This is a genomic window from Thiopseudomonas sp. SA1F2-1K (assembly GCF_057443035.1).
Window position 1 is genome coordinate 2,442,802 of sequence record NZ_CM172014.1, and the last position, 25,302, is coordinate 2,468,103.

Genomic DNA, 25,302 nt, shown 5'->3' on the forward strand with positions numbered 1-25,302 from the left:
AATGCAAACGCGAGATGAAATTTTTTTAGCCTTAACTGATGCGTTGGTTGAGTTATTTGAACTGGAATCTGAGCAAGTCACTTTAGAAGCAAGCTTATATGAAGATCTTGAAATTGACAGCATTGATGCGGTTGACTTAATCGATTATATCAATCGCAAAGTGGGTAAAAAAATTGCGGTTGAAGAGTTTAAAAGTGTGCGTACCGTAGAAGATGTGGTGAACGCTGTGGATAAGTTGGTTAATAGCCCAGCCTCGTGAAAAAACTACTGCTAGGATTGTTATTACTCACGGGATTTCTTTATCCACTGATTGTTTATTTCGGATTACAGTATTTTTCTCCAGTAGTCATTGCTTTAGTGATTACTGGAGTTTGGGGCACTCGCTTAGTGTTGACTCAGCAACCGTCCTATCAACGTTTGATTGGCGTTGCGGTTCTTTTATTTTGTGCCGTGGTGATCTGGAAAAAAGAGCAATCTTGGTTGTTGTGGTATCCGGTTATTATTAACAGTCTACTGGCAGTATTTTTTGCTAACAGCCTAATACACGGTACCCCAATTATTGAGCGATTAGCTCGCTTAACCGAGCCTGACTTACCACTTAGCGGAATTATCTATACCCGAAAAGTAACGCAGGTTTGGCTGGTTTTTTTTATAGTGAACGGCTTAGTAGCAGCTATTTTAACTGTGCTTGCGCCACTCAGTTGGTGGACCTTGTATAATGGCTTAATTGCTTATGTGCTGATGGGGTGTTTAATGGCGGGCGAATGGTTCGTGCGAAGAAAGGTAAGGCATGCAAATGAAATGGATTGATTTATCCTCCTTGTTGCAGATAACTCAATACAATGCGGCAGATTATCGATTACCGCTAGCAAAGCAAGCCCTTGGATTTGCAGGTTACCTACAGCAGCAGCCAAATATTACTCAGGTGGCTGCGCATTTAGATGATGCCTTTGCATTAGCCGTGGTGTTATTGGGTGCATGGAATCAGGGAATTAAAGTCATTCTGCCAAGTAATGTGCAAAGTCATACGATAAGTCAGTTATCCACTGATGAATTGATGTGGGTAACCTGTAAGCAACAGCTGGAAAAAATATCAATAAATCCAGTCAAAGCCAATAAAATCAACACGGATAGACCTTTACTTGAGTTATCCACATCAGGCTCCACAGGCCAGCCAAAACGGATTGAAAAATCCATTGCGCAATTAGTTAATGAACTCAAGGTTTTACAAGAAACTTGGGGGCGTGATCTGCAGCCTGACACCTTAGTTATGGGTAGCGTCCAGCCGCAACATATTTATGGGTTGTTATTTCGCCTACTTTGGCCTTTATGTGCAGGGCGTCCGTTACTAAACGCTGCACTGCCGTTTCCTGAAGAATTACAACAGCATACGCTTAACAGTACAGCGAACTCTGTGATTTGGATTTCCAGTCCTGCATTACTCAAGCGTTTAGGTAGTAATTTAGATTGGGCAGCTTTAAGCAAAAAAGTAAAATGTATTTTTTCATCCGGTGGTCCGTTACCAGAAAAGGCGCGACAAGCGTTAATTGATGAATCAAACATCACACCCATAGAGGTTTATGGTAGTTCTGAAACCGGTGGTATTGCTTGGCGGCAAGGGGGAGCGTTATGGACGCCTTTTGCAGGAGTTACTTTAGCTGTTTCAGCGCAAGGTGCTTTGCAAGTGAGCTCACCTTGGATTACTGAAAATTACCAGCAAACGGCCGATGCGATCACTTTGCAGGCCGATGGACAATTTAGTTTAGGTCAGCGCCTTGACCGAATCGTTAAGCTAGAAGAAAAGCGCATTGCCTTGCCTTTTGTTGAGCAGTGCTTAGAGCAAAACCCATTGATTGCAGAAGCGCGTGTAGGTGTGATTAACCAAGGCCGTATGAGTCTTGGTGCGCTTATCGTACTAACTGCCCAAGGGCTGCATGCCTTGCGTAATCAGGGCCGAGCCGCAGTGGTGAAGCAATTTCGACAAGGCTTGCACGCGTATTTAGAGCCTATCGCCTTACCAAGACGCTGGCGCTTGGTGAGTGAGTTACCGGTGAATGCTCAAGGTAAGATTTCACAAGTCGTGATTAATCAATTACTGGCTGAGCAGCGAGCAAAACTACCGGAGATGACTGAGGTAACAACAGACGGCAACCAAGCGCAGTTACAGTTAATCATTCCGCCAGACTTAGTGTATTTTTCGGGCCATTTCCCTAAAGCGCCGGTTGTACCGGGTGTGGTGCAAATTGACTGGGCGCAGCAATTGGCTGCGACGCACTTAGGTTTATGTGGAGCTTTTCAGGGCATGGAAGTGATTAAATTTCAGCAGCTATTAAGGCCGGGTGATCGGGTGTGTTTAGATTTGCGCTTTGATCAGGCTAAACGAAAACTCTATTTTAAGTTTTCTGCAGAAACCAGCGTGTATGCCTCAGGCCGTATTTTGCTGAGCGATGAGTAGCCGTTAATGAGTACCTTTAAGCCCTGCGTGGTAATCCCTGTGTATAACCATGCTGAGCCGGTTAAAGCGGTGGTTAATTCCATTCTTAAGCTGAATTTACCGTGCTTACTAATTAACGATGCCTCTGATGCTGAATGCACGACGGTGCTGCGTCAGTTAGCAGAAAAAGCAGGCATTTGGTTGAAAGAGTTGCCAGTTAATCAAGGTAAGGGCGGTGCGGTGATGGCGGGGTTAAGTTATGCACAGACACTTGGATATACCCATGCGCTGCAGGTGGATGCCGATGGACAGCATAACTTGAGTGATATTACGCGCTTTATTCAGACGGCCGAGCAATATCCTGAACAATTGATTTGTGGTTACCCTGAGTACGATGCTTCAGTTCCTAAAGGGCGACTATATGCGCGTTATTTAACTCATATTTGGGTGTGGATAAATACCTTGTCGTTGTCGATTAAAGATTCTATGTGTGGTTTTCGGGTTTATCCCCTAGCACCAGCAGTGGCACTGATTGAACGAGTCAATTTAGGCAAGCGTATGGATTTTGATATAGAAATTTTAGTGCGATTAAATTGGCAAAATCAGCCGATGCATTGGCTGCATACTAAAGTGCATTATCCAGAAGATGGTGTTTCACACTTTCAAGGCTGGCTAGATAATAAGTTGATTTCTCAAATGCATGCCAAACTGTTTTTTGGCATGTTAATCCGTTCTCCGCGCTTAATTTTGCGCTGGTTTCGCCATGCCCGATAATTCTTCTCAGTCGCCGCAGCATTGGGCTAAACAGCAAGAGCGCGGCAGTTATTGGTTAATGAAATTTACAGCGATAGCGACTCGATTCTTGGGTCGAAGGTTAATGACTCCGCTGATTTATCTAATTGTGTGTTACTTCTTTATCACAGGTCGTAAAGCACGAAATAGCGCCCGGGAATATCAGCAAAAGCTGGCGCTGTGGTCGGGGAACAGCGAGTTATTACCTAGCACTCGCCGTATTTTTAAACAGTTTATGAGCTTTGCAGAGGCGCTACTGGATAAGCTGGATGTATGGCATGAGCGCATTGGATTGAATGATATTGAGGTGGAAGATCCAGCCGTTATACGCCCCAAAATCCACCAAGCAACAGAGCGTGGTCAGTTACTGGTAGGTGCACATTTAGGCAATCTTGAGGTGTGTCGAGCGTTGGCGGAAAAAGGCAAAAAAGTGCGAATGAATGTATTGGTTCATACGCGCCATGCTGAGCAATTTAACCGACTACTAGGTGAAACGGGCTCTGAAAATTTGCGTTTAATTCAGGTCAGTGAGCTAGATCCTGCCACTATGTTATTGCTGAGCCAGCGTTTAGATGCGGGTGAATGGCTAGCTATTGCTGGTGATCGTGTACCGCTGCAAGGGGCGCGCTATAGCGAGGTGGAGTTTTTAGGCGCGCTAGCTCATTTACCGCAAGGTCCATGGTTGTTAGCCGGTATTTTAAAATGTCCGGTTAACTTACTGTTTTGCTTAAAGCACGGTAGTCGCTATCGGGTGTGTTTAGAGCCTTTTAGCCAGCAAATTAGTTGGCAGCGCAGTACGCGCGAACTGGTGATTCAGCAATCCGCTCAGCGCTATGCCGATCGCTTAGCTGAGCGTTGCCTCGAAGCGCCTTATCAATGGTTTAATTTTTACCCTTTCTGGAATCGTAATGATCACTAAGCCCACAGCTACGCTGGTATTTGGACAAATGCCACTTACTATTGAGCAGATTAATGCATTAGCTCAGCAACGACTAAACGCTGATTTGCAATCCGATGCAGCTTACCTAGATAAAATTGCTCAAGGGGCGCGTTTTCTCGATACCTTACTGGATAAAGAAGGAGTCATTTATGGCGTTACCACAGGCTATGGAGATTCTTGCGTGGTGTCGGTGCCATTAGCACAAGTCGAGCAATTGCCTAAACAACTCTATACCTATCATGGCTGCGGCATGGGAGCGCTATTAAAGCCTGAAGAAGTCCGTGCAGTACTGGCCGCGCGCTTACAGTCGCTATGTTTTGGGATGTCAGGAGTTCGGGTTGAATTACTGCAGCGCTTAACCGAGTTTTTGCAGCACGATATCTTGCCGATTATTCCTGAAGAGGGTTCAGTGGGCGCCAGCGGTGACTTAACCCCACTGTCTTATGTTGCTGCAACCTTATCGGGTGAGCGTGAGGTGCTGTATCAAGGCAAAGTATGCACCTCAGCAGAGGTGCATCAGCAGTTAAACTGGCAGCCGCTGGTTTTACGTCCGAAAGAAGCTCTAGCACTGATGAATGGAACAGCAGTGATGACGGGCATTGCTTGTCAGGTTTTTTCCCGTGCGGAATATTTACTTCAGTTAGCGACCCGCATTACTGCAATGAACGTGGTGGCTCTTCAAGGTAATCCACAGCACTTTGATCAAGTGCTATTTAACGCCAAACCCCATGCAGGGCAAATGCAGATTGCGGCATGGATTCGGGGTGACTTACAGGGTTTAACCACTAATCAGTTAAGTCGCTTACAAGATCGCTACTCTATTCGCTGTGCGCCCCATGTGTTAGGCGTGATGGCAGACAGTATGGGTTGGATTCGCCAATTTATAGAAACAGAACTAAATAGCGCCAACGATAACCCGATAATTGATGCCGACAATGAGCAAGTACTGCATGGCGGGCATTTCTATGGTGGGCACATTGCTTTTGCTATGGACAGCTTAAAAAACCTGTTGGCGAATATCGCAGATTTGCTGGATCGACAGCTAGCGCTGTTAGTCGACACTCGATACAACCATGGGTTACCTAGCAATTTATCTGGCGCTGGACCTGAAACGGCGATGATTAACCATGGCTTTAAAGCTGTACAAATTGCAGCCAGTGCCTGGACTGCAGAAGCATTAAAAAACTGTATGCCAGCCAGCGTATTTTCTCGCTCAACCGAATGCCATAACCAAGATAAGGTGAGCATGGGCACTATTGCGGCACGCGATGCACGGCGCAGTCTAGAATTAACCGAACAAGTGGCTGCTGCTACTTTAATGGCAGCCAAACAAGCGGTCGGATTACGTTTGCAGCAAGAAAATAGCCGCAGTAGCGAAACCATTACTCAGTTTGTGTCGCAGTTAGCCGATACTTATCCGCCAGTGCTTGAAGATCGTGCACTTGAAGCAGAACTTCGTTTAATGGTGCAGCAGATTAACCAACGAGCGTGGAGTTTATATGCGTAAGAAAGGCGTACTACAGGCTGAAATAGAGTTGGAAATTCCATTCTTTGACGTGGATATGTTAGAAATTGCCTGGCACGGGCATTACGTTAAGTATTTTGAAATGGCGCGTTGTGTGTTATTGGATAAGCTGCAATACAACTACAGTCAAATGCGTGACTCAGGCTATTCCTGGCCAGTGATTGATCTGCAAGTTCGCTATGTAAACCCCGCCGTATTTGGTCAGAAAATTAAAGTAAAAGCAGACTTAGTTGAGTGGGAACAGCGTTTAATGATTAATTATTTGATTACTGATGCACAGACGGGGCAGCGACTGACCCGTGGTAGCACCAGTCAGGTTGCGGTAGAAATTGCTTCACGCGATATGCAGTTTAATTCCCCCTCTGTTTTATTAGAGGCAGTCAGTCAATGCTTAACCTCAAAGCCCTAGGTTGTGCGTTACTGCTTAGCCTTACCTGGCTTCCTCATTTAGCGGTTGCTGGCGTTCATACCAGCCCGCTAACTATTACGCAGTTAACCACTCAGCTTGCAACTTATCCGGTAATACAAGGCGAATTACTGCAAAAGAAACTAGTGGCAGGTCTGCCGATGCCTTTAGTTAGTGAAGGAAAATTTACCCTTGCTCAGTCCTATGGTTTGTTGTGGCAGTTAGAGACGCCCTTTGTTCAGCGTTATCGGATCAATCAACAGGGAGTAGCGCTGTGGCAAACCGATCATTGGCAGCTACAAACCCACCAAGGTGCAAGCCAACAGCAAAATAGGTTGTTACTAGCAGTATTGGCCGGTGATTACGTGCAGTTAAGTAATGACTTTGAGTTATCAGTCAGTGGAACGGCGGATCAGTGGCAGCTATTGCTGATACCCAAAACTGTCATTTTGAAAAAAATCTTTAGCCAGATTCGTATTCAGGGCGGCGAGTTTGTTAATCAGGTACGGATCAGCGAAGTAACCGGTGATGTGACCGAGCTTAATTTTAATCAGCAGCAGGTAAAGGATGCACTACAGGATGCTGAGCAGCATGCGTTTACTCAGTAAAACCCAAGCACTGTTTATTTTTACTGTTTTGCTGCTGGTAGTGGTTATTAGCAGTGGCTGGCAATGGCGTGGGGCAAGTCCCGTTTCGTCTAGTTTATTGAGCATTTTGCCGGTTACCGAGCAGTCAACCTTAGAGCATCAAGCGCAGCAGCAAGCACAAGCTGCGGTTGATCGTCATTTGGTGGTTTTGATTACTGGTGAGCAAGCGGCCGCCATGACCGAAGCAGTAGCGCAAGAATGGCTGGCAAGCGGTGTTTATCAACGCGTAGATTATCGCTTAGCGCAGCAAGCTAATCAGCTACGAGATACCTTACTGAATTATGCCAATGAGTTGGCTCCCCTTGAGTTGCGCCAACAGTTAATGGGGCAGTCTAGCGTGTTTATTCAGCAGCGTATTCAGCAACTGTATGGTGCGATTGCTACGCCTAGCTTGATTCAAACCCAAGAAGACTGGTTGGGTATCCTGCAGCAGATTGAGCAACAATTGCCACAGCCCAGTCGAGTCAGTATAGATATGCATGGCAACTTAGTGGTTAACAGCGCCCAGCAAACATGGCAGGTGCTGTTTGCAGAAACTAAGCAAAACGCCTTTGCTGGAAATATCGCGCAGCAAGTCGCTGAGCAAGTAGCAAGGGCAAGACAGCAGGTAGAAACGCAAGGTGGGCAATTATTAGCCAGCAGCGGATTATTATTTTCTGCCGATGGACAACAACAAGCCAGTCAAGAAATGCGCTGGTTGGGAAGTATTTCGATCATTGGATCAATAGCGCTGTTATTGCTGTTTTTTCGTTCACTGTCTAGCTTATGGGTCATGCTGCCAGTAGTAATAGGACTGGCCAGTGGCGTTACTGCCAGTATTACCATATTTGGTAACATTCATGTTTTAACCCTTGTGTTGGGCATTAGCTTAATAGGAGTTACCTTAGATTACCCGCTGCATTACCTATCTAAGGCTTGGCAAACTCAGCAGTGGCATGGCCCAAGTGTTTTACGTCAAACCTTGCCTGGGTTATCTGTTGGGGTTGTAACCAATATGATTGGTTACTTAGCCTTGGCTTTTACTCCGTTTCCCGCGGTTACCCAAGTGGCTGTGTTTTCAGTGGCAGGTTTGCTGGGGGCTTATCTCACTACGGTTTTACTCTTGCCTTATGTTTTAGAAAACATCCAGTTTAAGCCATGGCTTACCCCTAAGCGCTGGTTAGCTGGCGCACTTGAACAACATCAATTATTGGTTAAGCGTATTGGTAATAAAGCGTTACTTGGTATGTTGCTCGGATTTTGTGCTTTAGGTTTAGCCCAATTAAATATTAATGATGATTTGCGTAACTGGATTAGCAGTAATCCTGTACTGCTTACAGAAGCTCAGCAAATTGGTGAGCTCACTGGCATTGAGCCCACTAGCCAATTTTTTTTAGTGCAGGCAGCAGATAAAGCGGCGCTATTAACTGAGTTAGAACAACTCGGTAAAGAACTGGATAAATTACAATCAAAGCATTACTTAAATGGCTATTTATCAGTAACGCAATTATTAAAAGGTTATCTTGGGCAGCCTTCATTGGCTGAGGCGGTGCAGTCTTTAACGGTTAATGAACTTCAGCCATTCTTTGAGTTAGGAGTGGATCAAACCGTATTGCAGCAACAGTTACAGCAATTTGAAAATCCCAAACTACAGGCAATAGAAACAGTATTAGCCACACCATTGGCTAGACCCTGGCAAGCGTTGTGGTTGCAGAATAATCCACAGCAGCCCGCAGCGATTGTTAGCTTACAAGGAGTACAGCAGCTCGCTCCGATTGCCGCGTTAGCAGAAAATAATCCACAAGTGACGTGGGTTGATCAACCAGCGCGCTTGAATCAGTTGTTTAATCAAACCCAACGTGAAGCGGTATGTTTAAAACTAGGCGCAACTGCTGCCTTGTTGCTGGTACTTGGGCTGATGCTTGGTTGGCAAGGGGCAATTAAAACCTTAGGTTTATCCCTATTAGCCGCTACCGCTGCTGCCGCTACTTTAGGCTGGCTTGGTGTGACTTTAACTCTGTTTAGTTTATTTGGATTGCTATTGGTAACGGCCATCGGCGTGGATTACGCGATTATGATGTTTGAAGGGGTGGGTGGGGCAGTTGTCAGTTTATTAGGCACCTTGATTGCAGCTGGCACGACCTGGCTTTCTTTTGGATTATTAATGTTTTCAAGTACGCCGGCAGTGAGTAGTTTTGGTTTGGCAGTCACGCTGGGGTTGTTATTTAGCTTTATTTTAGCGCCGTGGGCACTGCGTTCACAGTCGGCTGAGTTGAGTATTAAGGCAGGGAAAGGTAATGATGCAAACAGAACAGCATAAAGTAGTGGTAATTGGTGCAGGTCCGTCAGGATCTATTGCAGCGGCTATTTTGCAGCGCAAAGGGCACTCGGTTTTAGTCTTAGAGCGCCAGCAGTTTCCCCGTTTTTCCATTGGTGAAAGTTTACTGTCTCATTGCTTAGACTTTATTGAAGAAGCGGGCATGTTAGACGCAGTTGAACAAGCAGGTTTTCAGCTTAAGCATGGAGCGGCTTTTGGATGGGGCGAGCGTTACGCTGAGTTTGACTTTAGGGATAAATTTACCGAAGGAAAGGGCACTACCTATCAAGTTCGCCGCGCTGATTTTGATAAATTATTGGCCGATGAAGCTGAACGACAAGGCGTAGAGATTCGCTATTTAGAAGAAATTATAGCGGTGGATTTTTCGGGGGATAAGCCGCAACTAACCGTACGCCGTTTAGCTGATCAAAGCGAATATGTGATTCGTTGTGAGTTTGTACTGGATGCAAGCGGTTATGGGCGCGTGTTGCCGCGTTTATTGGATTTAGAAGCGCCCTCATCGTTTCCGGTGCGTAAAGCAGTATTTACCCACGTGCAAGACAACATTACCGATCCGCAATTTAACCGTGAAAAAATTCTGATTACCACACACCCAGAGTTTCGTGATGTGTGGTATTGGAGTATTCCTTTCAGTGATGGATTTTGCTCGCTCGGAGTGGTAGCGCATGAATCACGTTATGCCGATCGTCCGGAAGACTTAGAAGCGTGCTTAAAAGAGTTTGTTAACGAAGCACCTAACTTAAAGCGTATTTTTAAAGATGCGGTGTGGAGCCAGCCTTTTCGCACCATGGGCGGTTATTCTGCCAACGTTAAGGCTTTGCACGGTAAAGGCTTTGCCTTGCTTGGTAATGCGGCAGAGTTTTTAGATCCAGTATTTTCATCAGGCGTCACTATTGGCATGTACTCTTCGAGTATGGCGGCGAATTTATTAGATAAACAATTGCGTGGCGAAAGCGTTGATTGGGAAAATCAATTTGCAGTGCCGTTAAAGAAAGGCGTGGATACCTTTAGAACCTATGTTGAAGGTTGGTACAGCACTGAGTTTCAAGACGTTATCTATTATCCACACGCGCAGGCGGATATTAAGCGCATGATCAGTTCGATCTTAGCCGGTTACGCTTGGGATACAGCAAACCCTTATGTGGCTGATTCAAGACGTCGTTTATCGGTATTGGCAGAACTCTGTGGCGTGCAGAAAGTTGAGGGCTAGTGTTAATGATTAAATGGCTAGGTCAATGTTTTGTGCTATTGGGTTTAATTAGTGTGCTAAGTGTTACCGGGTGCCTATCTAGGCATTCGATATTAACGCCGACTCAGTTTTCCCAAGTATTACCAGCATTTAATTATAAAGCATATTATTTAACCTATACGGATAATCAACAGCAAGAAATGCATGCCAGTTTAGTGATTAAACAAGACGTCACGCATAATAACAGTGAGTGGTTAATATTTAATCCATTAGGTATGCCACTGGCTCGTAAGCAGTTAACTGATAAAGGTTGGGCTAATAAAGGTTTTATTGCACCTAATACACAAATGGATCATTGGTTAGAAGTCATGCTGTTTAGTTTGACAGATGAAAAAAGTTTGTCACAAAACTACCCACAGGCTATTCATTCATTAAAAACACGTTATTTAGGCTCTGAATATATTATTACTTATCAGCCAAATATAATTACAATTGATTGGAATAATGGTAATAAATTACATATGAAAGAGGCACTGTAGATAATGGTTTATTTATCGGCGCTAGGACTAAACTGTGCATTAGGTGCTAATAAAAAGCAAGTAGCCAATGGCCTGTGGAAAGGCTCTACAGAAGGCATGCAGCATTTGAAAGGTTGGGTGCCTGAGCGTGAATTAACGTGTGGAGTTGTCAGCGCTGAACTACCCTCTATTGATAATAATATGGAGTTACATACGACACGTAATAATCAATTACTATTGCAGGCCGCCTTACAAATTAACTTAGAAATACAACAAGCCATCCAGCAGTTAGGCAATACGCGCATAGGGGTAGTATTAGGTACCAGTACCAGTGGAATACATGAATCAGGTTTACAAATAGCTGAGTTTATCAATACAGGAAATTTACCTGATGATTATAGTTATCTACAGCAAGAACTGGCTGATCCTGCAATGTTTTTATCCCACTGGTTTGGCTTAAAGAATATGGCCTATACCGTTTCTACTGCATGTACTTCTGGCGCACGAGCATTAATGAGTGCTAAACGCTTAATAGAAGCTGGAGTATGTGATGCGGTGTTATGTGGTGGAGTCGATAGTTTATGTAGGCTCACATTAAATGGGTTTAGCAGTTTAGAGGCAGTATCTGAATCATTATGTAATCCATTTTCAAAAAATCGTACCGGTATTAATCTTGGCGAAGGGGCTGCATTATTTTTAATGACTAAAAGCCCCTTGTTTGAAGCTATTCCTTTATTGGGGGTGGGGGCAAGTGCTGATGCTTATCATATTTCAGCGCCAGAACCTGATGGCAAGGGAGCGATTAAAGCTATGCAAGTGGCGTTAATGGAGGCTAATTTATTGCCAGAGGCGATTGATTATTTGAATCTACATGGCACCGCTACGCAGCATAACGACGCGATGGAGGCACGGGCAGTAAATCAAGAACTTGGTGTGCATGTTAGGTGTTCGTCTACTAAACCCTTAACAGGGCATACTTTAGGCGCGGCAGGAGCGTTAGAAGCAGCTTTTTGTTGGTTAACCTTACAAAACAATTATAATCCGCAGCATTTATTGCCATTACATCGCTGGGACGGTGAATACGATCCTGCATTGCCGAAGATTAATTTAGTGCAAGACCCATTAGCTCAACCTATTAATTACGCTATGAGTAACTCTTTTGCTTTCGGTGGAAATAATACCAGTCTTATTTTAGGGAGGCTTCCTTGAGCCATTGGAGCTTATCCGAATTGTTGCCCCATGCTGGTGACATGATTTTAATTGATGCTATTGAAGCCTGTGATGATAAATCCATTCGTGCCCGGATGAAAGTTACACCGGGGGGATTATTTAATTTGGCAGACGGCAGCTTACCGGCTTGGGTTGGGATTGAATTAATGGCGCAGACGGTGGCAGCATTTGCAGGTATTCAAGCCAAGCGTAATGGTCAGCCAGTGGAGCTTGGATTTTTACTGGGTACACGTAAATATGAAAGTACCGTTGCATCACTGGCGGCTAATCAACAAGTTGAGATTAAAGCCGCATGCTCATTACAAGATGAAACCGGTATGGGCGTATTTGAATGTACGCTGACTGCCGATCCAGACGTACAGATGAGCGCACGATTAAATGTGTATCGCCCTCCCAATGTCAGCAGTTACTTTGAGGAACCGACACCTTGAACTCCGCTATTTTAGTTACAGGATCAAGTCGTGGTATTGGCCGCGCTATTGCGTTGCGTTTAGCTCAAACTGGATTTGATATTACGCTGCATTGCCGAAGTGGTCGTGCTGAAGCTGAGCAAGTGGCAGAAGAGATTAAGGCGCTGGGACAAGCAGCTAGCATTTTGCAGTTTGATGTTTCTGATCGAGTCGCCGCTCGTGAATCCATTGAAGCTTATATCGAGCAGTACGGTGCTTGGTATGGCGTGGTATGTAATGCAGGGCTCACTCGTGATGGCGCATTTCCTGCTTTATCTGAAAGTGATTGGGACGATGTATTACGGACTAATTTAGATGGTTTTTATAATGTGCTGCATCCATTAATTATGCCGATGATTCGTCGGCGTAGTGATGCACGGATTGTGTGTATTACTTCGGTATCAGGCTTAATAGGTAACCGAGGGCAAGTTAATTACAGTGCATCAAAAGCTGGGGTAATAGGTGCAGCTAAAGCCCTAGCCATTGAATTAGCAAAACGTAAAATTACAGTGAACTGTGTCGCCCCAGGTTTAATAGATACGGCTATGTTAGATGAACATGTACCGGTCGATGAGCTACTAAAAATGATTCCTGCACAGCGCATGGGAACGGCAGAAGAAGTAGCAGGTGTGGTGAATTTTTTAATGTCTAAAGAAGCAGCTTATATTACGCGTCAAGTTATCGCGGTCAATGGCGGGTTGTGTTAATGAGTGGGTTTAAACGCGTTGTAGTAACAGGTGTAGGTGGTATTTGCTCGTTAGGCGATAATTGGCCACAAATTGCAGATAACTTTTTTAATGGCCGCAGCGGTATTCGCTACATGCCTGAGTGGGATACTTATGAGGATTTAAATACTCGTTTAGGTGGGCCAATAGAAGATTTTGCTGTGCCTAAACATTGGACCCGTAAGCAATTGCGTAGCATGGGCAGAGTATCCCGCTTAGCGGTCTATGCTTCAGAAAAAGCACTAGAAAGCGCTGGGCTATTAGCAGATGAGTCCATTCAAGATGGACGTATGGGCGTAGCTTGTGGATCTTCTACCGGTAGTACAGATGAAGTGAAAGCCTTCGGTAATATGCTGCTAAATGCCGATAGTAGTGGATTAAATGCTAACTCCTATGTGCGTATGATGCCGCATACTACGGCGGCTAATATCAGCATTTTCTTTAAGCTTAAAGGCCGCATAATTCCAACCTCAAGTGCTTGTACCAGTGGTAGTCAGGGCATTGGCTACGCCTATGAAGCAATTAAGTTTGGTCGTATTTCAATGATGTTAGCTGGTGGTGCAGAAGAGCTATGCCCAACGGAAGCTATGGTATTCGATGCGCTTTATGCCACCAGTTTAAAAAATGATACTCCTGAAAAATCACCTTCACCCTACGATGTCATGCGTGATGGTTTAGTAATTGGCGAAGGTGCTGGCATGTTGGTACTCGAAGAGTTAGAGCATGCCTTAGCACGAGGTGCAACTATTTTGGCAGAGGTTGTTGGTTTTGGTTGTAACTCTGATGGTGCACATATTACGAAGCCTGAAAAAGCTACCATGCAGCAAGCCATGCAGTTAGCCCTAGATGATGCAGGGCTTGAACCTTCGGCAATTGGTTATGTTAATGGACACGGCACTGCTACAGAGCAAGGAGATATTGCGGAGACATTAGCTACTGAAGCCTTGTTCGGATCACAGATGCCGATAAGCTCGCAAAAAAGTTTTTTAGGTCATACGTTGGGCGCCTGTGGTGGTTTGGAGTCTTGGTTTAGCATTGAAATGTTAAACAGTGACCGTTATGTGCCAACCTTAAATTTGCAGCAAGTAGATGAGCGCTGTGGAAAACTGAATTATTTTGTTGAGCCACGGGTTATGCATAATGATTATGTAATGAATAATAACTTTGCATTTGGTGGGGTTAATACCTCGCTAATCTTTAAGCGTTGGATGCAGTAAAATACGATTTATAAATTAAGGATTAATAATGATGAGTCGATTTAAAACAGGGTTGAAAATCATTTCAATTGTAGGCTTGAGTGGATTTATTTTAGCATGTAGTACCTCACAGCCATTGGTTAATCCACAGTCAGCTATTTATCAGCAGCCTGTCAGTGATGAAACCATGCAGCAAGCAATTTATGCTGCGTTAAAAAAATATGAATGGCAATTGGTTAAGCAGCAGCCAGGTGCTGTTTATGCATCTTATAACAAAAATAACAGGCATCTGGCGAATATTAAAATTACTTATAATAGTAGACAATTTAAAATTCAGCATGAATCAAGTACAGGACTTAATTATAAGGCTGAAAAAGGAAGTATTCACCGTAACTATAATCGCTGGGTGAGAAACTTAGTCAACGACATTAATAGTGAGTTGAGCTTTAGCCAGCCACATACAATCAATCTTCGTCAGGAGACGGAACGATGAAAAAATTTTTTTCTATGGCATTAGCTTGTGCACTTATTCCTACAGTTGCACAAGCTCGAGACACTACCCACTATTTGCCTGTACAAGCCGTTGTGCAAGAAGCGCTGAATGCTGGTCGCTTAGATGGCACAGTTAAGTTCTACTTTGCGACTCAACCAAAGGGTGCGCGTATTGTTCAATCAGGTGCTGCAACTAATAAAAAAACCAATGCATTTGGTAAGTCTGATGAAAAAGCGTGTAGTTGGGCGTTACAATCGGCATTAATTCAAATGCAAAATGCAGCTAAAGCAGCTGGAGCTAATGCAGTAGTTAACCTAACCAGTAACTATAAGCAAAAGCCTTATAAGAGTACTGATAAGTACGAGTGCCACGCAGGTGCAGTGATTGCAGGCGTTGCATTGAAAGGTGATTTAGCTAAAGTGCGTTAACTGTGTAAGCGAATTTATTTAGCTAAATTAAATCCCTTGTCGCTTACCTTGAGCAACAAGGGATTTTTTTTGTAGCAAACTTACAATATATCGGTCGTAATACAGCCATTTGATGAGATAAAGAGGGAGGTATTATGAAAGCCCACCTGAAATGGTCGCTAAAAAATCTACTAAAAGAAATTTGGGTACGGGCGACCTTGTACTCATTACTAGGGGTTGCAACGGCTTTGCTGGCGTTATGGCTGAACGATTATGTACCCGATTCATTGGCGGGTAAGTTTGGTAGTGAGTCTGTGGATAAGATTTTGAATATCTTATCTTCAAGCATGTTAGCTGTGACCACCTTTTCTTTAAGCACTATGATTGGTGCTTATAGTTCAGCCAGCGGTGGGGCTACACCTCGGGCTACTCAGCTATTAGTGCAGGATGCCACTACGCAAAATGTACTTTCTAGCTTTGTTGGCTCATTTTTATTCAGTGTGGTGGGGATTATTGCACTGAACATGGGCATTTATGGTGAGCGCAGTAAGGTGGTGCTGTTTATTGCCACGCTCTGCGTCCTGTGTTTTGTGGTGTATAACTTATTACGCTGGATTAATCATCTCACTAAGTTTGGGCGCTTAGGAGAGACCACCAGTCGCGTTGAAAAAGTCACTGAAGCTGCGTTAGAGAAACACGCTAAAATGCCGTATTTAGGCGCTTTACCTCTTAGCCAAGCGCCAGTTATTGCGGCTACAGCCGAGCAGATTTACTCACCTAAAGCAGGCTATGTGCAGTACATCGATATGGACGCTTTAGAGGCAATTTGTAATCAACCGGATAAATATATCTATTGCTTAGTTTTGCCGGGCAATTTTTGCTTGCCTAGCACTGTACTTGCTAAAACAGTGGGCTTATCGGCAAAAGAGCAGCAGTTAGTGGCGAATGCATTTGCGTTAGATATTCAGCGCTCTTACGAGCAAGATCCACGTTTTGGTTTGTGTGCGTTATCTGAGGTTGCATCACGGGCTTTATCACCGGCGGTTAATGATCCTGGTACAGCGATTGATGTTATTAGCCGAGGTACACGTTTGCTCGCTAAATATGCTAACGAGCGCCAAGATAGACTCGACTTACCCGTACGTAAGAACTGCACACAAATTTATTGCGGGCAGGCTACGGTAGAAGATTTTTTTGATGATTTTTTTACTCCGATTGCGCGTGATGGAGCCGCTTTGATTGAAGTGGATATTACCCTGCAAAAATCATTGCGGCACTTAGCGGAAACCGCGCCAGCACTGTATCAAGCAGTTGCTTATGGTCACGCCAAAATGGTCGTAAAGCGCGCAAATGCGGTGTTATTGGTCGATGAAGATAAACAGCGGCTGCAGCGCCAGCTTGATCGGTTTGAGCAGTTGGTTGCAGATACTAAGCACAGTGATTAATTTGGCTTAAGCGCCAAGTTATTAATAATCGGGCATTCTGGGTGCTGATCCCCGTGGCATTGCTCAGTTAAGTTTAATAGTTTTTGGCGCATGCTTTGTAATTGTTCGATGGATTGCTCTAACTCCTCAATATATTGCTCGGCAATGGCCTTTACATCAGCACTGTGCCGCTGACTGTTTTGCCAGAGGCTCAGTAGTTGCTGGATACGGGGTAGAGAAAAGCCTAATTCTCGAGCCTGCTTAATAAAGCACAGTTGCTCAATTGCTGCCGCTGAGTAATAACGATAACCAGACTCACTGCGTGAGGGCGCTGGCAGTAGGCCAATCTGTTCGTAGTAACGAATCATTTTACGGCTAATGCCCGACGCCTTAGCCGCAGCACCAATAGTTTTCATTTGGCTCTCCATTAATTAGTCCGCGAGATTGGGCTGAAAACTGCGTAAACGTAGTGCATTAGTAATTACAAAAATACTCGAGAAGGCCATCGCCCCTGCGGCAAATATGGGGGATAACAAGGTGCCATTGATCGGGTAAAGCACACCCGCAGCCACAGGAATCAGGGCGGTGTTATAGGCAAATGCCCAAAATAAGTTTTGTTTAATATTACGCAGCGTAGCAGCTGAAATTTGTAGCGCATTGACGACCCCAGTTAACTGCCCTGACATCAGCACCACATCGGCCGCCTCAATGGCAATATCCGTACCCGTACCAATGGCAATCCCAACTTCCGCGGTGGCGAGGGCAGGCGCATCATTGATTCCATCACCCACATAAGCGACTGGGCCATATTGTTGCTGGAGTTGTTGTACCGCGGCGACTTTTTCTGCCGGCATAACTTCAGCAATCACTTGATCAATGCCTAGCTGTTTGGCGATGGCCTGAGCCGTATGTTGGTTATCGCCAGTAATCATGGCTACTTTTAAGCCCTTTTGATGCAGGCTGTTGATAGCTACCGGGGTGCTAGATTTAATCGGGTCGGCTACGGCAAATAATCCAGCTAACTGATTATCAATCGCCACATACATAGGCGTTTTTCCTTGATTGGCGAGGGCTGTAGCTTGCTCAGAAAAAGAATCAAGGGAAATGTTTTGTTGCCGCATTAAGCGGTCAGCACCAATTACAATAGCGTGTTGCTCAATTGTGGCGCTAATACCCAAGCCGGTTAAGGACTGAAAATCTGTAATTGCTAGTAATTCTAGTTGTTGCGCCTGCGCCGCCTGCACAATGGCTTGCGCAACCGGATGTTCTGAGGACTGCTCAACTGAGGCCAGCCATTGCAATAGCTGATCTGCGCTAAAGCCTGGGCTGGAGATTAAGTCTGTTAGGGTCGGTTTGCCTTCGGTTAGGGTACCGGTTTTATCCACCGCCACCACTTGAGTCTGTTGTAGGCTTTGCAACGCAATCCCTTGGCGAAATAAGACGCCGAGCTGCGCAGCGCGACCTGTGCCGACCATAATTGAAGTGGGGGTCGCCAATCCCATGGCGCAAGGACAGGCAATGATTAAGACCGCAACGGCATTAACTAGGGCTAAGCTGAGCGCACTGGCTGGAGCGAAGATCAGCCAAGCCAAAAAGGTTAGTAAGGCGGCGAGCATAACTGCCGGTACAAACCACGCGGTAACTTTATTAACTAAGTCTTGAATGGGCAGTTTAGCCCCTTGAGCATGCTCGACCAGCCGAATAATTTGCGCCAGTACTGTATGTTCAGTGGTTTGCTGCACCTGCATCGTCAAATGCCCAGCCTGATTCACCGTGCCACTCATTAGTTGATCCCCAGCGGTTTTTTCAACTGGAATGGGCTCGCCACTGAGCATTGATTCGTCAACAAAACTAGTACCAGTTAAGACTAGGCCATCTAAGGGAATACGCTCGCCTGGGCGAATCGCTAGCTGATCACCCAGCTGTACTTGTTCAATGGGACACTGGCTTTGCTGGCCATCGGCTTGGATCAGCCAGGCGGTTTTAGGCTGCAGCTGAACTAAGCCTTGGATCGCTGCTGAAGTATTACTTTTGGCTTTAGCTTCTAAGAAGCGACCTAAGATAATCAGAGCAATAATGACTCCGACCGCTTCGTAATACACATTCACTGTGCCGCCGGGTAACAGCTGTGGGAAAAACGTAGCCACTAGGGAATAGCCAAAGGCAGCACTAGTACCCAAGGCAACTAAAGAGTTCATATCCGGTGATAAGCGCGACAGGGCTTGCCAGCCTTGCTTAAGTAGCTGACGTCCAGGAAGCAAAAGGGCAGCCGCGGCTAATAATCCTTGAATGAGCCAGAGTGTCGATTGCCCTATATTTTGATCAAGCCACTTAGCAAAGGATGGTATGAGATGTCCGCCCATTTCTAGAATAAACAGCGGCACAGCAAAGGTCAGCGCCAACCATAATTGCTGTTTGAGGTGCTGTAGCTGAGTACTGGTTTGCAGCTGTTGTTGCTGGTGAGTTGCGGTGATTGAAGCATTAGCGGTGAGCACCTGTGCGCTAAAGCCTTTTTGCTCAATGGCTTGAATTAACTTATCCACAGCGACCTGTCCGGTACTGATCTGGGCTTGTTGAGTGGCTAAATTAACATTAGCGTGAATCACACCTGGTACTGCCAATAAGGCATTTTCAATGCGGCGCACACAGGAGGCGCAACTCATTCCCTCAATCGCAAGTTCCAATTGTGCAGGCTTAGGTTCAAAGCCTAACTGCTTTAAGGTGTGGATAATTTGCTCGGCAGGCACCGGTGGCTTAGCCGTGACGGTGACTTCTTGGGTAACGAGATTGGCATTAACTGAGGTAACCCCAGGCAGTGTGGATAACTTACGTTCGATGCGTCCCACGCAGGAGGCGCAACTCATGCCATTAACCAAAAGGGTAAAGGGGATAGGTGCGTTCATGGGAAACTCCTTAACTGATCATGGGGTTCAGGATAAAGCTTCCCATGAGGTGAAGGTCAAGTATTAAACGAGCCAAGGATAGATAAATGTTGCCGAGTGGCAGCTAATAGCTCGCTGGAAAGTTCTGCCTTAAAAAACACTAAGGTTCCTGCCCGTGGTTGAATATCATGGCTGCGTTGTGCGGGTAAGTGTAAGCGTAGCTCACCAGCAAACTCTGGTAACCAGCCATCATTGAGTAATAACACGCTATTGATAGCCGCTGTCGGTGCGCTAGGGATTGAAAGGGCAGGTGCTGAGCTTGGTCTGCAGCAAAAATAGCTGTGGTAATGAGTCAGCGATAGTGCAAGGTGCTGATTAAAGGTCTGCTGCAGGTTGTGCATAATTGCTAGGTAGCGCGCTATAGCGGGACTCTGATTGCTTTGCAGTGAAAATTCAACTGAGAAGTTAGCCGTTTGTGCAAAGCGTTGGCACTCTTTGGCCAGTTCAGTGGTCAGATCAACCGGCATAAATATATTTTGTTGCGACCAACCATGGCTGGCTAAGTCATCGGCAACTCGAATAAATAAAGGGTGGGGCGCAACAGCATTCATTGGGTTCTCTCGTAGGTATTTAATTAATGATGCAACCTTTTTCAACTTTACGCTTAACATCTAGCTGGACTCAGTCGTGGCGCGCACTGGTACTAACGCTAGGTGGTTTAATGAGCAGTTCAGCCTTGGCCGACACTGTGGAGCAACTCTATCAACAGGCGGGTTGGGCACAACAGCGCACGCATTTTACCCAAGCTTTACAGCATACGCAGCAAGGCTTTAAGGGCAGTTTACCCGAGGTGGTTTATCAGGCTTTGTTAGAAAATAGTAATCAGCGCTTTGCGCCTGATAAGTTACGCCAGCAAGCGCTTAATACACTGCGCAGTCAACTTACTCAGGCAGATCCGGCATTAGCATTTTTTAGTAGTCCGTTAGGGCGTAAAGTAGTGGCAGCTGAAACCACGGCGACATCACCGTCCACCTTACGTCAATATCAACAAGGAATTCCCAAGCAGCCATTAGAAGTTTCGCGTCAGCTAGTATTGCGCCAGCTAGGTGAGCATATTCCTTTTGCCGAGGCGGGAGCCGAAGTGGCGCTGGCGCTAAGTAGTGTGGCCGCTAGTAGCTTAACCCAGATGATTCCTGGGGTATTTAGCTCAGCCCAGACTAATGATTTACTGGGTTCACAGCGGCAACATCTAGTTCAGCAAATGAATCAAGATTTAGATAATACCTTAGCCTTGGTTTATCGAGACTTAAGTGACGAAGAGTTAGAGCAATACTTGGCTTTTGCTCAGTCAGCCAGTGGTCAAGCCTATTTTAGCGCGGCCTTAAAAGCGGTACAGGCAGCGCTGCATTAAGTTAACGCTGAAACAGCTTACCCCACAGCTTAGCCAGAGGATTAGCGCGCTCGGTGCTAAGCTGTGGATTGCCACATTTGGGGCACTTAGAAAACACGGTGTGGCCTTCAACTACAGCATCTGATTGCGGCTGCACAGTTTGTTGCCACTGACATTGGTGGCAGCGGTAAGTGAGGGCTGGGGGCGCAATAGGCATGGAAGACTCCTGTTAGGTGCTATGCGAGTTTACTTTTTGGCTGGGGCAAGGGCGCGCTGATTGCGTTTAAAGGTACGCCATAAATCAAAACTGTAAATCACTAAGGCTACCCAGATACAACCAAAGGCCAGCATTGAGGTAGTAGAAAATTGCTCGTTATAGATAAAGATGGCTTGGAGCAAAACCAAAGTTGGCGCAATGTACTGCAAAAATGCCAGCGATGCATAGGGAATCGTGCGGGCAGCCATGTTAAAACAGATCAATGGAATCAAGGTCACTGGCCCTGCGGCAATCAGCCAAAAGGTTTCTGCTTGGCTAAAAAAGCTTAGCCCTTGGTGGGTGCTATTCGGGTAAAACACCAACCAAGCCAAGGTAATAGGAATTAACAACCACGTCTCAATTGCCAGTCCTGGTAACGCATCGACCGGAGCTTGCTTACGTAATAAGCCATAAAAGCCAAAACTAAAGGCCAGCACTAGCGATACCCAAGGCAAGGCGCCTAGTTGCCAGACCTGAATAGCCACACCCAGTGCTGCAAAGCCCATGGCAAACCACTCTGTTTTACGCAGACGTTCGCCTAAAAACAGCATGCCTAACAGCACGTTGACCAAGGGGTTAATGTAATAACCGAGGCTGGCTTCAACCATACGATCATGGTTAACCGCCCATACATACAGCAACCAGTTACAGGCAATTAACAGCCCAGATAAAGCCAGCACACCAATCCGTTTAGGATGCTGGCGCAATTCTTGCCACCAGTGTGGATGTTTCCATATCAGTAACAGTAGCCCTGCACCAATTGCCGACCACAACACACGGTGAGCAATGACTTCAATGGCGGGTACTGCTTCGAGATTTTTGAAAAATAAGGGGAATAACCCCCATAACACATAAGCCAACAGACCTAATAAATAGCCTTGTTTGGTTGAGAGTGGCGCTTGCATAAGATTAGCCTGCTAATAAATAGTGTTAGCTTAACAAAGCGTCAGATTTTTGGGCGATTCAAGGCGAACTATTTTCCTGATGGGCTTCAGCAAGGTACTGATCTTTTAAGTTCACGTAGTTCTGCGCTGTGTACTGTAAAAAAGCGTATTCTTGCTCGGTCAGGGCGCGTACCGCTTGAGCTGGATTACCTTTATAAACAAAACCGCTGGCTAAGCATTTATTCGGTGGCACTAGACTTCCGGCAGCTAAAATCAATTGATCTTCAAGGATCGCACCATCCATCACCGTTGCATTCATCCCAATTAGTACCTGATTGCCAATACGACAGCCATGGAGTAGGGCTTGATGGCCAATGGTCACGTAATCGCCAATGATTAACGGTTGTCCTGCACCGGTAAAAGGGCCCGCATGGGTGATATGCAATACACTGCCATCTTGAATACTGCAGCCTTTGCCTATACGTATACTGTGCATATCCCCTCGAATCACTGCCATGGGCCAGACCGAGCAATCGTCTCCTAAGTGAACATCGCCAATCACTACGGCACTGGGATCAATCATCACCCGCTGGCCTAAGCGAGGAGTACAATTTTGAAATGAACGCAAAGGCATATGGCTTCTCCTAACGGGGTACACTAGTTAACGATTAAACCTGTAACTGGGCGTAGCACAGCGTAAAACGATCCAGTACAGCATGAATTATTTTAAGGCAGAGATTATGACTACAGAGCTTAACCCATTACTTCAAGACTTTGACTTACCCCCGTACTCACAGATTCGTCCAGAGCATGTGCAGCCAGCGATTGAGCAGATTTTAGCTGAGAGTCGCCAGACCATTGCTGAGTTGTTGCCGCAGCAACAGCCTACTTGGAAATCGTTAATTCAGCCGATGGATGAGTTAGGGGCAAGGCTAAATCGGGCGTGGAGTCCGGTGAGCCATTTAAATGCGGTATGCAATAATCCTGAGTTGCGTGCCGCCTATGAAGCCTGCTTACCCTTGTTATCAGAGTTCTCGACGGAGCTTGGGCAAAATAAACAGCTTTTTGAGGCCTATCAAGCCCTAGCTAAGAGTCCAGCGGCGAGTGAGTTTGCCCAAGCGCAAAGCACTATTTTACAAAATGAACTACGTGACTTTCACTTGTCGGGAATTGATTTACCCACCGAGCAGCAACAGCGTTATGGTGAGATACAAATGCAGCTCTCCGAGCTGACTAGCCAGTTCGCTAACCAGCTGCTGGATGCTACCCAGGCCTGGACCAAGTACATTACCGATGAAGCTGAGCTAGCGGGGATTACTGACTCTGCTAAAGCCCAGATGGCGGAAGCGGCAAAAGCTAAAGGCTTAGATGGTTGGCTAATTACCCTAGAGTTTCCCAGTTACTACGCAGTGATTACCTATGCCGATAATCGCCAGTTGCGTGAGGAAATTTATCGAGCCTACGCTACCCGTGCTTCTGATCAAGGGCCTAATGCCGGACAGTTTGATAACGGCCCAGTGATGGAGCAAATTCTGACGTTACGCGCAGAACTGGCCAAATTATTAGGTTTTGCCAATTACAGTGAGCTGTCGTTGGCGACCAAAATGGCGGAAACCAATCAGCAAGTGCTGGATTTCCTGCACGACTTAGCCAGTCGTAGTTTACCCTTTGCCAAGCAAGATCTAGCCGAGCTGAAAACCTTTGCCCAAGAGCAAGGCTGCGCTGATTTTCAAGTATGGGATATGAGCTATTACAGCGAAAAATTGCGTCAGCAGAAATACAGCATCAGCCAAGAAGAGTTACGCGCGTACTTTCCAATTGATACCGTGCTTAATGGCATGTTTGAGATTGTGCAGCGGTTGTTTGGGATTGAGATTCAAGAAGTCACGGACTTTGATCGCTGGCACCCAGAAGTTCGCTTGTTTGAGATTCAAGAAAATGGCCAGCGTTTAGGGCGTTTCTTTTTTGACTTGTATGCGCGGGCGAATAAGCGCGGTGGCGCCTGGATGGATGGTGCCCGTGATCAGTACCGTAATGCCCAAGGCGAGCTCATCACCCCAGTGGCCAATTTGGTTTGTAACTTTACGCCAGCGGTAGAAGGCCAACCGGCGCTGCTAACCCATGATGAAGTCACCACCTTGTTCCACGAGTTTGGTCATGGGCTGCACCATATGCTGACAGAGATTGAGTTCTCTGGTGTTTCTGGAATTAACGGCGTGGCGTGGGATGCGGTTGAGCTACCTAGCCAGTTTATGGAAAACTGGTGCTGGGAGCCCGAGGGCTTAGCGCTGATTTCCGCCCATTACCAAACCGAAGAAGCTTTACCTAAAGCCTTACTGGATAAAATGCTGGCGGCGAAAAACTTCCACTCCGGTTTAATGATGGTGCGCCAGTTGGAGTTTTCGTTATTTGATTTTGAGCTGCACGCAACTCACGGTGATGGCCGCAGTGTGCTAGAGGTGTTAAATCAAGTGCGTGAGCAGGTTGCCGTTAGTGTTCCGCCCGCTTGGAACCGTTTTGCTAATAGCTTTGCCCATATTTTTGCCGGTGGTTACGCGGCAGGTTATTACAGTTACAAATGGGCTGAGGTGCTATCAGCCGATGCTTTCTCACGTTTTGAAGAAGAAGGTATTTTAAACCCAGCCACTGGCCGAGCCTTCCGTCAAGCAATTTTGGCTCGGGGTGGTTCCTTAGCACCGATGGATTTGTTTGTTGATTTCCGTGGTCGTAAACCTTCAATTGATGCATTATTGCGTCACAGTGGTTTAACTACCCAAGCCGCTTGATGAGAATTAACAACGGAACCAGCATGACAACTTCAGTAGTAAAGCGCTTTATTGCTGGCGCAGTATGCCCAGCCTGTGAAGTGCAAGATGGTGTAAGAATGTGGCAAGAGCAGGGCGTACAGCATCGTGACTGTGTGCACTGCGGCTACGGGGATACGCTGAATGCCCAAGGTAATGCGATACCGAAAGAGCTGCCAACCCGTGTGTCTAGTCAGGCCACGGTTAAGCCGGCGCCTAGTAGTCAGGCACTGCAGTTTTTTCCCAATCCTAAGTTAGCTAAGAAAACCGCAGAATAACCACAAATAATACACAGCTAAGCGCGGCGAAAGCCGCTTAGCTCTTCCTTTGTCGACGGTTATTTTTTAGACTATGCGCCTTGTGTGCTTATACTTGAGCGCCGTTTGTATAATTT

At 45.9% G+C, this 25,302-nt stretch carries 27 protein-coding genes; 21 read left to right on the forward strand and 6 right to left on the reverse strand.

The annotated features are described in order from the left end of the window. Nucleotide 1 precedes the first annotated feature (1 nt). From AC2T15_RS11860 to AC2T15_RS11945, 18 genes are all read left to right on the forward strand, one after another. Nucleotides 2-259 carry an acyl carrier protein gene (locus tag AC2T15_RS11860; protein ID WP_486778397.1) on the forward strand — a complete coding sequence of 86 codons (258 nt, stop codon included), beginning with the start codon at nt 2-4 and terminating at the stop codon, nt 257-259. After that, nucleotides 256-810 carry a COG4648 family protein gene (locus AC2T15_RS11865; RefSeq protein ID WP_486778398.1) on the forward strand — a complete coding sequence of 185 codons (555 nt, stop codon included), beginning with the start codon at nt 256-258 and terminating at the stop codon, nt 808-810. The genes AC2T15_RS11860 and AC2T15_RS11865 overlap by 4 nt, the downstream gene beginning before the upstream one ends. Next, entirely contained in the window at nt 797-2,455 is a 1,659-nt protein-coding gene (locus AC2T15_RS11870; protein ID WP_486779049.1) for an ApeI family dehydratase, read from the forward strand. Before AC2T15_RS11865 ends, AC2T15_RS11870 begins: the two co-directional genes overlap by 14 nt. A gap of 6 nt (nt 2,456-2,461) precedes the next feature. Continuing rightward, nucleotides 2,462-3,208: a glycosyltransferase family 2 protein gene (locus tag AC2T15_RS11875; RefSeq protein ID WP_486778399.1), complete on the forward strand. Its 747-nt coding sequence runs from the start codon at nt 2,462-2,464 to the stop codon at nt 3,206-3,208. Continuing rightward, nucleotides 3,198-4,145 carry a lysophospholipid acyltransferase family protein gene (locus tag AC2T15_RS11880; RefSeq protein WP_486778400.1) on the forward strand — a complete coding sequence of 316 codons (948 nt, stop codon included), beginning with the start codon at nt 3,198-3,200 and terminating at the stop codon, nt 4,143-4,145. Before AC2T15_RS11875 ends, AC2T15_RS11880 begins: the two co-directional genes overlap by 11 nt. Further along, nucleotides 4,138-5,673 carry an HAL/PAL/TAL family ammonia-lyase gene (locus AC2T15_RS11885; RefSeq protein WP_486779050.1) on the forward strand — a complete coding sequence of 512 codons (1,536 nt, stop codon included), beginning with the start codon at nt 4,138-4,140 and terminating at the stop codon, nt 5,671-5,673. The genes AC2T15_RS11880 and AC2T15_RS11885 overlap by 8 nt, the downstream gene beginning before the upstream one ends. Continuing rightward, entirely contained in the window at nt 5,666-6,100 is a 435-nt protein-coding gene (locus AC2T15_RS11890; protein ID WP_486778401.1) for an acyl-CoA thioesterase, read from the forward strand. Before AC2T15_RS11885 ends, AC2T15_RS11890 begins: the two co-directional genes overlap by 8 nt. Beyond that, nucleotides 6,079-6,705, forward strand: coding sequence for an outer membrane lipoprotein carrier protein LolA (locus AC2T15_RS11895; protein ID WP_053100789.1), 627 nt, complete (start codon nt 6,079-6,081; stop codon nt 6,703-6,705). Before AC2T15_RS11890 ends, AC2T15_RS11895 begins: the two co-directional genes overlap by 22 nt. Beyond that, nucleotides 6,689-9,043 carry an MMPL family transporter gene (locus AC2T15_RS11900; RefSeq protein WP_486778402.1) on the forward strand — a complete coding sequence of 785 codons (2,355 nt, stop codon included), beginning with the start codon at nt 6,689-6,691 and terminating at the stop codon, nt 9,041-9,043. Before AC2T15_RS11895 ends, AC2T15_RS11900 begins: the two co-directional genes overlap by 17 nt. Continuing rightward, complete coding sequence (locus AC2T15_RS11905; RefSeq protein ID WP_486778403.1) at nt 9,021-10,271, forward strand: NAD(P)/FAD-dependent oxidoreductase; 1,251 nt, start codon at nt 9,021-9,023, stop codon at nt 10,269-10,271. Before AC2T15_RS11900 ends, AC2T15_RS11905 begins: the two co-directional genes overlap by 23 nt. A 5-nt stretch (nt 10,272-10,276) precedes the next feature. Beyond that, the gene (locus tag AC2T15_RS11910; protein ID WP_148561900.1) at nt 10,277-10,789 is read left to right on the forward strand and encodes a hypothetical protein; all 513 of its coding nucleotides are present in this window, start codon (nt 10,277-10,279) and stop codon (nt 10,787-10,789) included. Beyond that, a complete protein-coding gene (locus AC2T15_RS11915; protein ID WP_486779051.1) occupies nt 10,790-11,977 on the forward strand; it encodes a beta-ketoacyl-[acyl-carrier-protein] synthase family protein in 1,188 nt (395 codons plus the stop codon). Beyond that, entirely contained in the window at nt 11,974-12,429 is a 456-nt protein-coding gene (locus AC2T15_RS11920) for a hotdog family protein (RefSeq protein WP_082238149.1), read from the forward strand. Before AC2T15_RS11915 ends, AC2T15_RS11920 begins: the two co-directional genes overlap by 4 nt. Further along, complete coding sequence (fabG, locus tag AC2T15_RS11925) at nt 12,426-13,154, forward strand: 3-oxoacyl-ACP reductase FabG (RefSeq protein WP_053100795.1); 729 nt, start codon at nt 12,426-12,428, stop codon at nt 13,152-13,154. The genes AC2T15_RS11920 and fabG overlap by 4 nt, the downstream gene beginning before the upstream one ends. Beyond that, nucleotides 13,154-14,389 carry a beta-ketoacyl-ACP synthase gene (locus AC2T15_RS11930; RefSeq protein ID WP_053100796.1) on the forward strand — a complete coding sequence of 412 codons (1,236 nt, stop codon included), beginning with the start codon at nt 13,154-13,156 and terminating at the stop codon, nt 14,387-14,389. Before fabG ends, AC2T15_RS11930 begins: the two co-directional genes overlap by 1 nt. A 28-nt stretch (nt 14,390-14,417) precedes the next feature. Continuing rightward, nucleotides 14,418-14,861: a hypothetical protein gene (locus AC2T15_RS11935; protein WP_053100797.1), complete on the forward strand. Its 444-nt coding sequence runs from the start codon at nt 14,418-14,420 to the stop codon at nt 14,859-14,861. Then, nucleotides 14,858-15,289, forward strand: a complete 432-nt coding sequence (locus AC2T15_RS11940) for an excinuclease (RefSeq protein ID WP_486778404.1) — start codon at nt 14,858-14,860, stop codon at nt 15,287-15,289. The genes AC2T15_RS11935 and AC2T15_RS11940 overlap by 4 nt, the downstream gene beginning before the upstream one ends. A gap of 134 nt (nt 15,290-15,423) precedes the next feature. Further along, on the forward strand, nt 15,424-16,713 hold the full coding sequence (locus tag AC2T15_RS11945; RefSeq protein WP_486778405.1) for a DUF2254 domain-containing protein: 1,290 nt from the start codon (nt 15,424-15,426) through the stop codon (nt 16,711-16,713). Here AC2T15_RS11945 and cueR read toward each other — a convergent pair. Genes cueR through AC2T15_RS11960 form a run of 3 tightly spaced genes read right to left on the reverse strand, consistent with a single transcriptional unit; the run spans nt 16,710 to nt 20,185 of the window. Continuing rightward, on the reverse strand, nt 16,710-17,108 hold the full coding sequence (cueR, locus tag AC2T15_RS11950; RefSeq protein WP_053100800.1) for a Cu(I)-responsive transcriptional regulator: 399 nt from the start codon (nt 17,106-17,108) through the stop codon (nt 16,710-16,712). The genes AC2T15_RS11945 and cueR overlap by 4 nt on opposite strands. A gap of 15 nt (nt 17,109-17,123) precedes the next feature. Further along, nucleotides 17,124-19,595 (reverse strand): heavy metal translocating P-type ATPase, encoded by a 2,472-nt coding sequence (locus tag AC2T15_RS11955; RefSeq protein WP_486778406.1) that lies wholly within the window; start codon nt 19,593-19,595, stop codon nt 17,124-17,126. Between the two features lie 56 nt (nt 19,596-19,651). Next, nucleotides 19,652-20,185 (reverse strand): 2OG-Fe(II) oxygenase, encoded by a 534-nt coding sequence (locus tag AC2T15_RS11960; protein WP_486778407.1) that lies wholly within the window; start codon nt 20,183-20,185, stop codon nt 19,652-19,654. Nucleotides 20,186-20,295: 110 nt separating this feature from the next. Between AC2T15_RS11960 and AC2T15_RS11965 the strand changes: the two genes are divergently transcribed. After that, nucleotides 20,296-20,985, forward strand: coding sequence for a DUF2059 domain-containing protein (locus AC2T15_RS11965; RefSeq protein ID WP_053103665.1), 690 nt, complete (start codon nt 20,296-20,298; stop codon nt 20,983-20,985). 1 nt (nt 20,986) lies between these two features. On the opposite strand, the gene AC2T15_RS11970 is transcribed toward AC2T15_RS11965, so the two are convergent. From AC2T15_RS11970 to AC2T15_RS11980, 3 genes are read right to left on the reverse strand one after another with little or no spacing between them, the layout of a single operon-like run. Next, complete coding sequence (locus tag AC2T15_RS11970) at nt 20,987-21,181, reverse strand: hypothetical protein (protein WP_053100803.1); 195 nt, start codon at nt 21,179-21,181, stop codon at nt 20,987-20,989. Between the two features lie 29 nt (nt 21,182-21,210). Next, on the reverse strand, nt 21,211-22,125 hold the full coding sequence (rarD, locus tag AC2T15_RS11975) for an EamA family transporter RarD (RefSeq protein ID WP_053100804.1): 915 nt from the start codon (nt 22,123-22,125) through the stop codon (nt 21,211-21,213). Between the two features lie 58 nt (nt 22,126-22,183). After that, the gene (locus AC2T15_RS11980) at nt 22,184-22,738 is read right to left on the reverse strand and encodes a gamma carbonic anhydrase family protein (RefSeq protein WP_486778408.1); all 555 of its coding nucleotides are present in this window, start codon (nt 22,736-22,738) and stop codon (nt 22,184-22,186) included. Between the two features lie 106 nt (nt 22,739-22,844). Here AC2T15_RS11980 and prlC point away from each other — a divergent pair, with 106 nt between their 5' ends. Continuing rightward, nucleotides 22,845-24,890: an oligopeptidase A gene (gene prlC, locus AC2T15_RS11985; RefSeq protein ID WP_486778409.1), complete on the forward strand. Its 2,046-nt coding sequence runs from the start codon at nt 22,845-22,847 to the stop codon at nt 24,888-24,890. A gap of 23 nt (nt 24,891-24,913) precedes the next feature. Beyond that, entirely contained in the window at nt 24,914-25,186 is a 273-nt protein-coding gene (locus tag AC2T15_RS11990) for a YheV family putative zinc ribbon protein (protein ID WP_053101951.1), read from the forward strand. The last annotated feature ends 116 nt before the right edge of the window (nt 25,187-25,302 follow it).

Coding starts and splice junctions, on each gene's coding strand:
- AC2T15_RS11860 (WP_486778397.1), top strand. CDS start 2: ATGCAAACGCGAGATGAAATTTTTTTAGCCTTAACTGATGCGTTGGTT.
- AC2T15_RS11870 (WP_486779049.1), top strand. CDS start 797: ATGAAATGGATTGATTTATCCTCCTTGTTGCAGATAACTCAATACAAT.
- AC2T15_RS11875 (WP_486778399.1), top strand. CDS start 2,462: ATGAGTACCTTTAAGCCCTGCGTGGTAATCCCTGTGTATAACCATGCT.
- AC2T15_RS11880 (WP_486778400.1), top strand. CDS start 3,198: ATGCCCGATAATTCTTCTCAGTCGCCGCAGCATTGGGCTAAACAGCAA.
- AC2T15_RS11890 (WP_486778401.1), top strand. CDS start 5,666: ATGCGTAAGAAAGGCGTACTACAGGCTGAAATAGAGTTGGAAATTCCA.
- AC2T15_RS11895 (WP_053100789.1), top strand. CDS start 6,079: ATGCTTAACCTCAAAGCCCTAGGTTGTGCGTTACTGCTTAGCCTTACC.
- AC2T15_RS11900 (WP_486778402.1), top strand. CDS start 6,689: ATGCGTTTACTCAGTAAAACCCAAGCACTGTTTATTTTTACTGTTTTG.
- AC2T15_RS11905 (WP_486778403.1), top strand. CDS start 9,021: ATGATGCAAACAGAACAGCATAAAGTAGTGGTAATTGGTGCAGGTCCG.
- AC2T15_RS11910 (WP_148561900.1), top strand. CDS start 10,277: ATGATTAAATGGCTAGGTCAATGTTTTGTGCTATTGGGTTTAATTAGT.
- AC2T15_RS11930 (WP_053100796.1), top strand. CDS start 13,154: ATGAGTGGGTTTAAACGCGTTGTAGTAACAGGTGTAGGTGGTATTTGC.
- AC2T15_RS11935 (WP_053100797.1), top strand. CDS start 14,418: ATGATGAGTCGATTTAAAACAGGGTTGAAAATCATTTCAATTGTAGGC.
- AC2T15_RS11940 (WP_486778404.1), top strand. CDS start 14,858: ATGAAAAAATTTTTTTCTATGGCATTAGCTTGTGCACTTATTCCTACA.
- AC2T15_RS11945 (WP_486778405.1), top strand. CDS start 15,424: ATGAAAGCCCACCTGAAATGGTCGCTAAAAAATCTACTAAAAGAAATT.
- cueR (WP_053100800.1), bottom strand. CDS start 17,108: ATGAAAACTATTGGTGCTGCGGCTAAGGCGTCGGGCATTAGCCGTAAA.
- AC2T15_RS11955 (WP_486778406.1), bottom strand. CDS start 19,595: ATGAACGCACCTATCCCCTTTACCCTTTTGGTTAATGGCATGAGTTGC.
- AC2T15_RS11960 (WP_486778407.1), bottom strand. CDS start 20,185: ATGAATGCTGTTGCGCCCCACCCTTTATTTATTCGAGTTGCCGATGAC.
- AC2T15_RS11965 (WP_053103665.1), top strand. CDS start 20,296: ATGAGCAGTTCAGCCTTGGCCGACACTGTGGAGCAACTCTATCAACAG.
- AC2T15_RS11970 (WP_053100803.1), bottom strand. CDS start 21,181: ATGCCTATTGCGCCCCCAGCCCTCACTTACCGCTGCCACCAATGTCAG.
- rarD (WP_053100804.1), bottom strand. CDS start 22,125: ATGCAAGCGCCACTCTCAACCAAACAAGGCTATTTATTAGGTCTGTTG.
- AC2T15_RS11980 (WP_486778408.1), bottom strand. CDS start 22,738: ATGCCTTTGCGTTCATTTCAAAATTGTACTCCTCGCTTAGGCCAGCGG.
- prlC (WP_486778409.1), top strand. CDS start 22,845: ATGACTACAGAGCTTAACCCATTACTTCAAGACTTTGACTTACCCCCG.
- AC2T15_RS11990 (WP_053101951.1), top strand. CDS start 24,914: ATGACAACTTCAGTAGTAAAGCGCTTTATTGCTGGCGCAGTATGCCCA.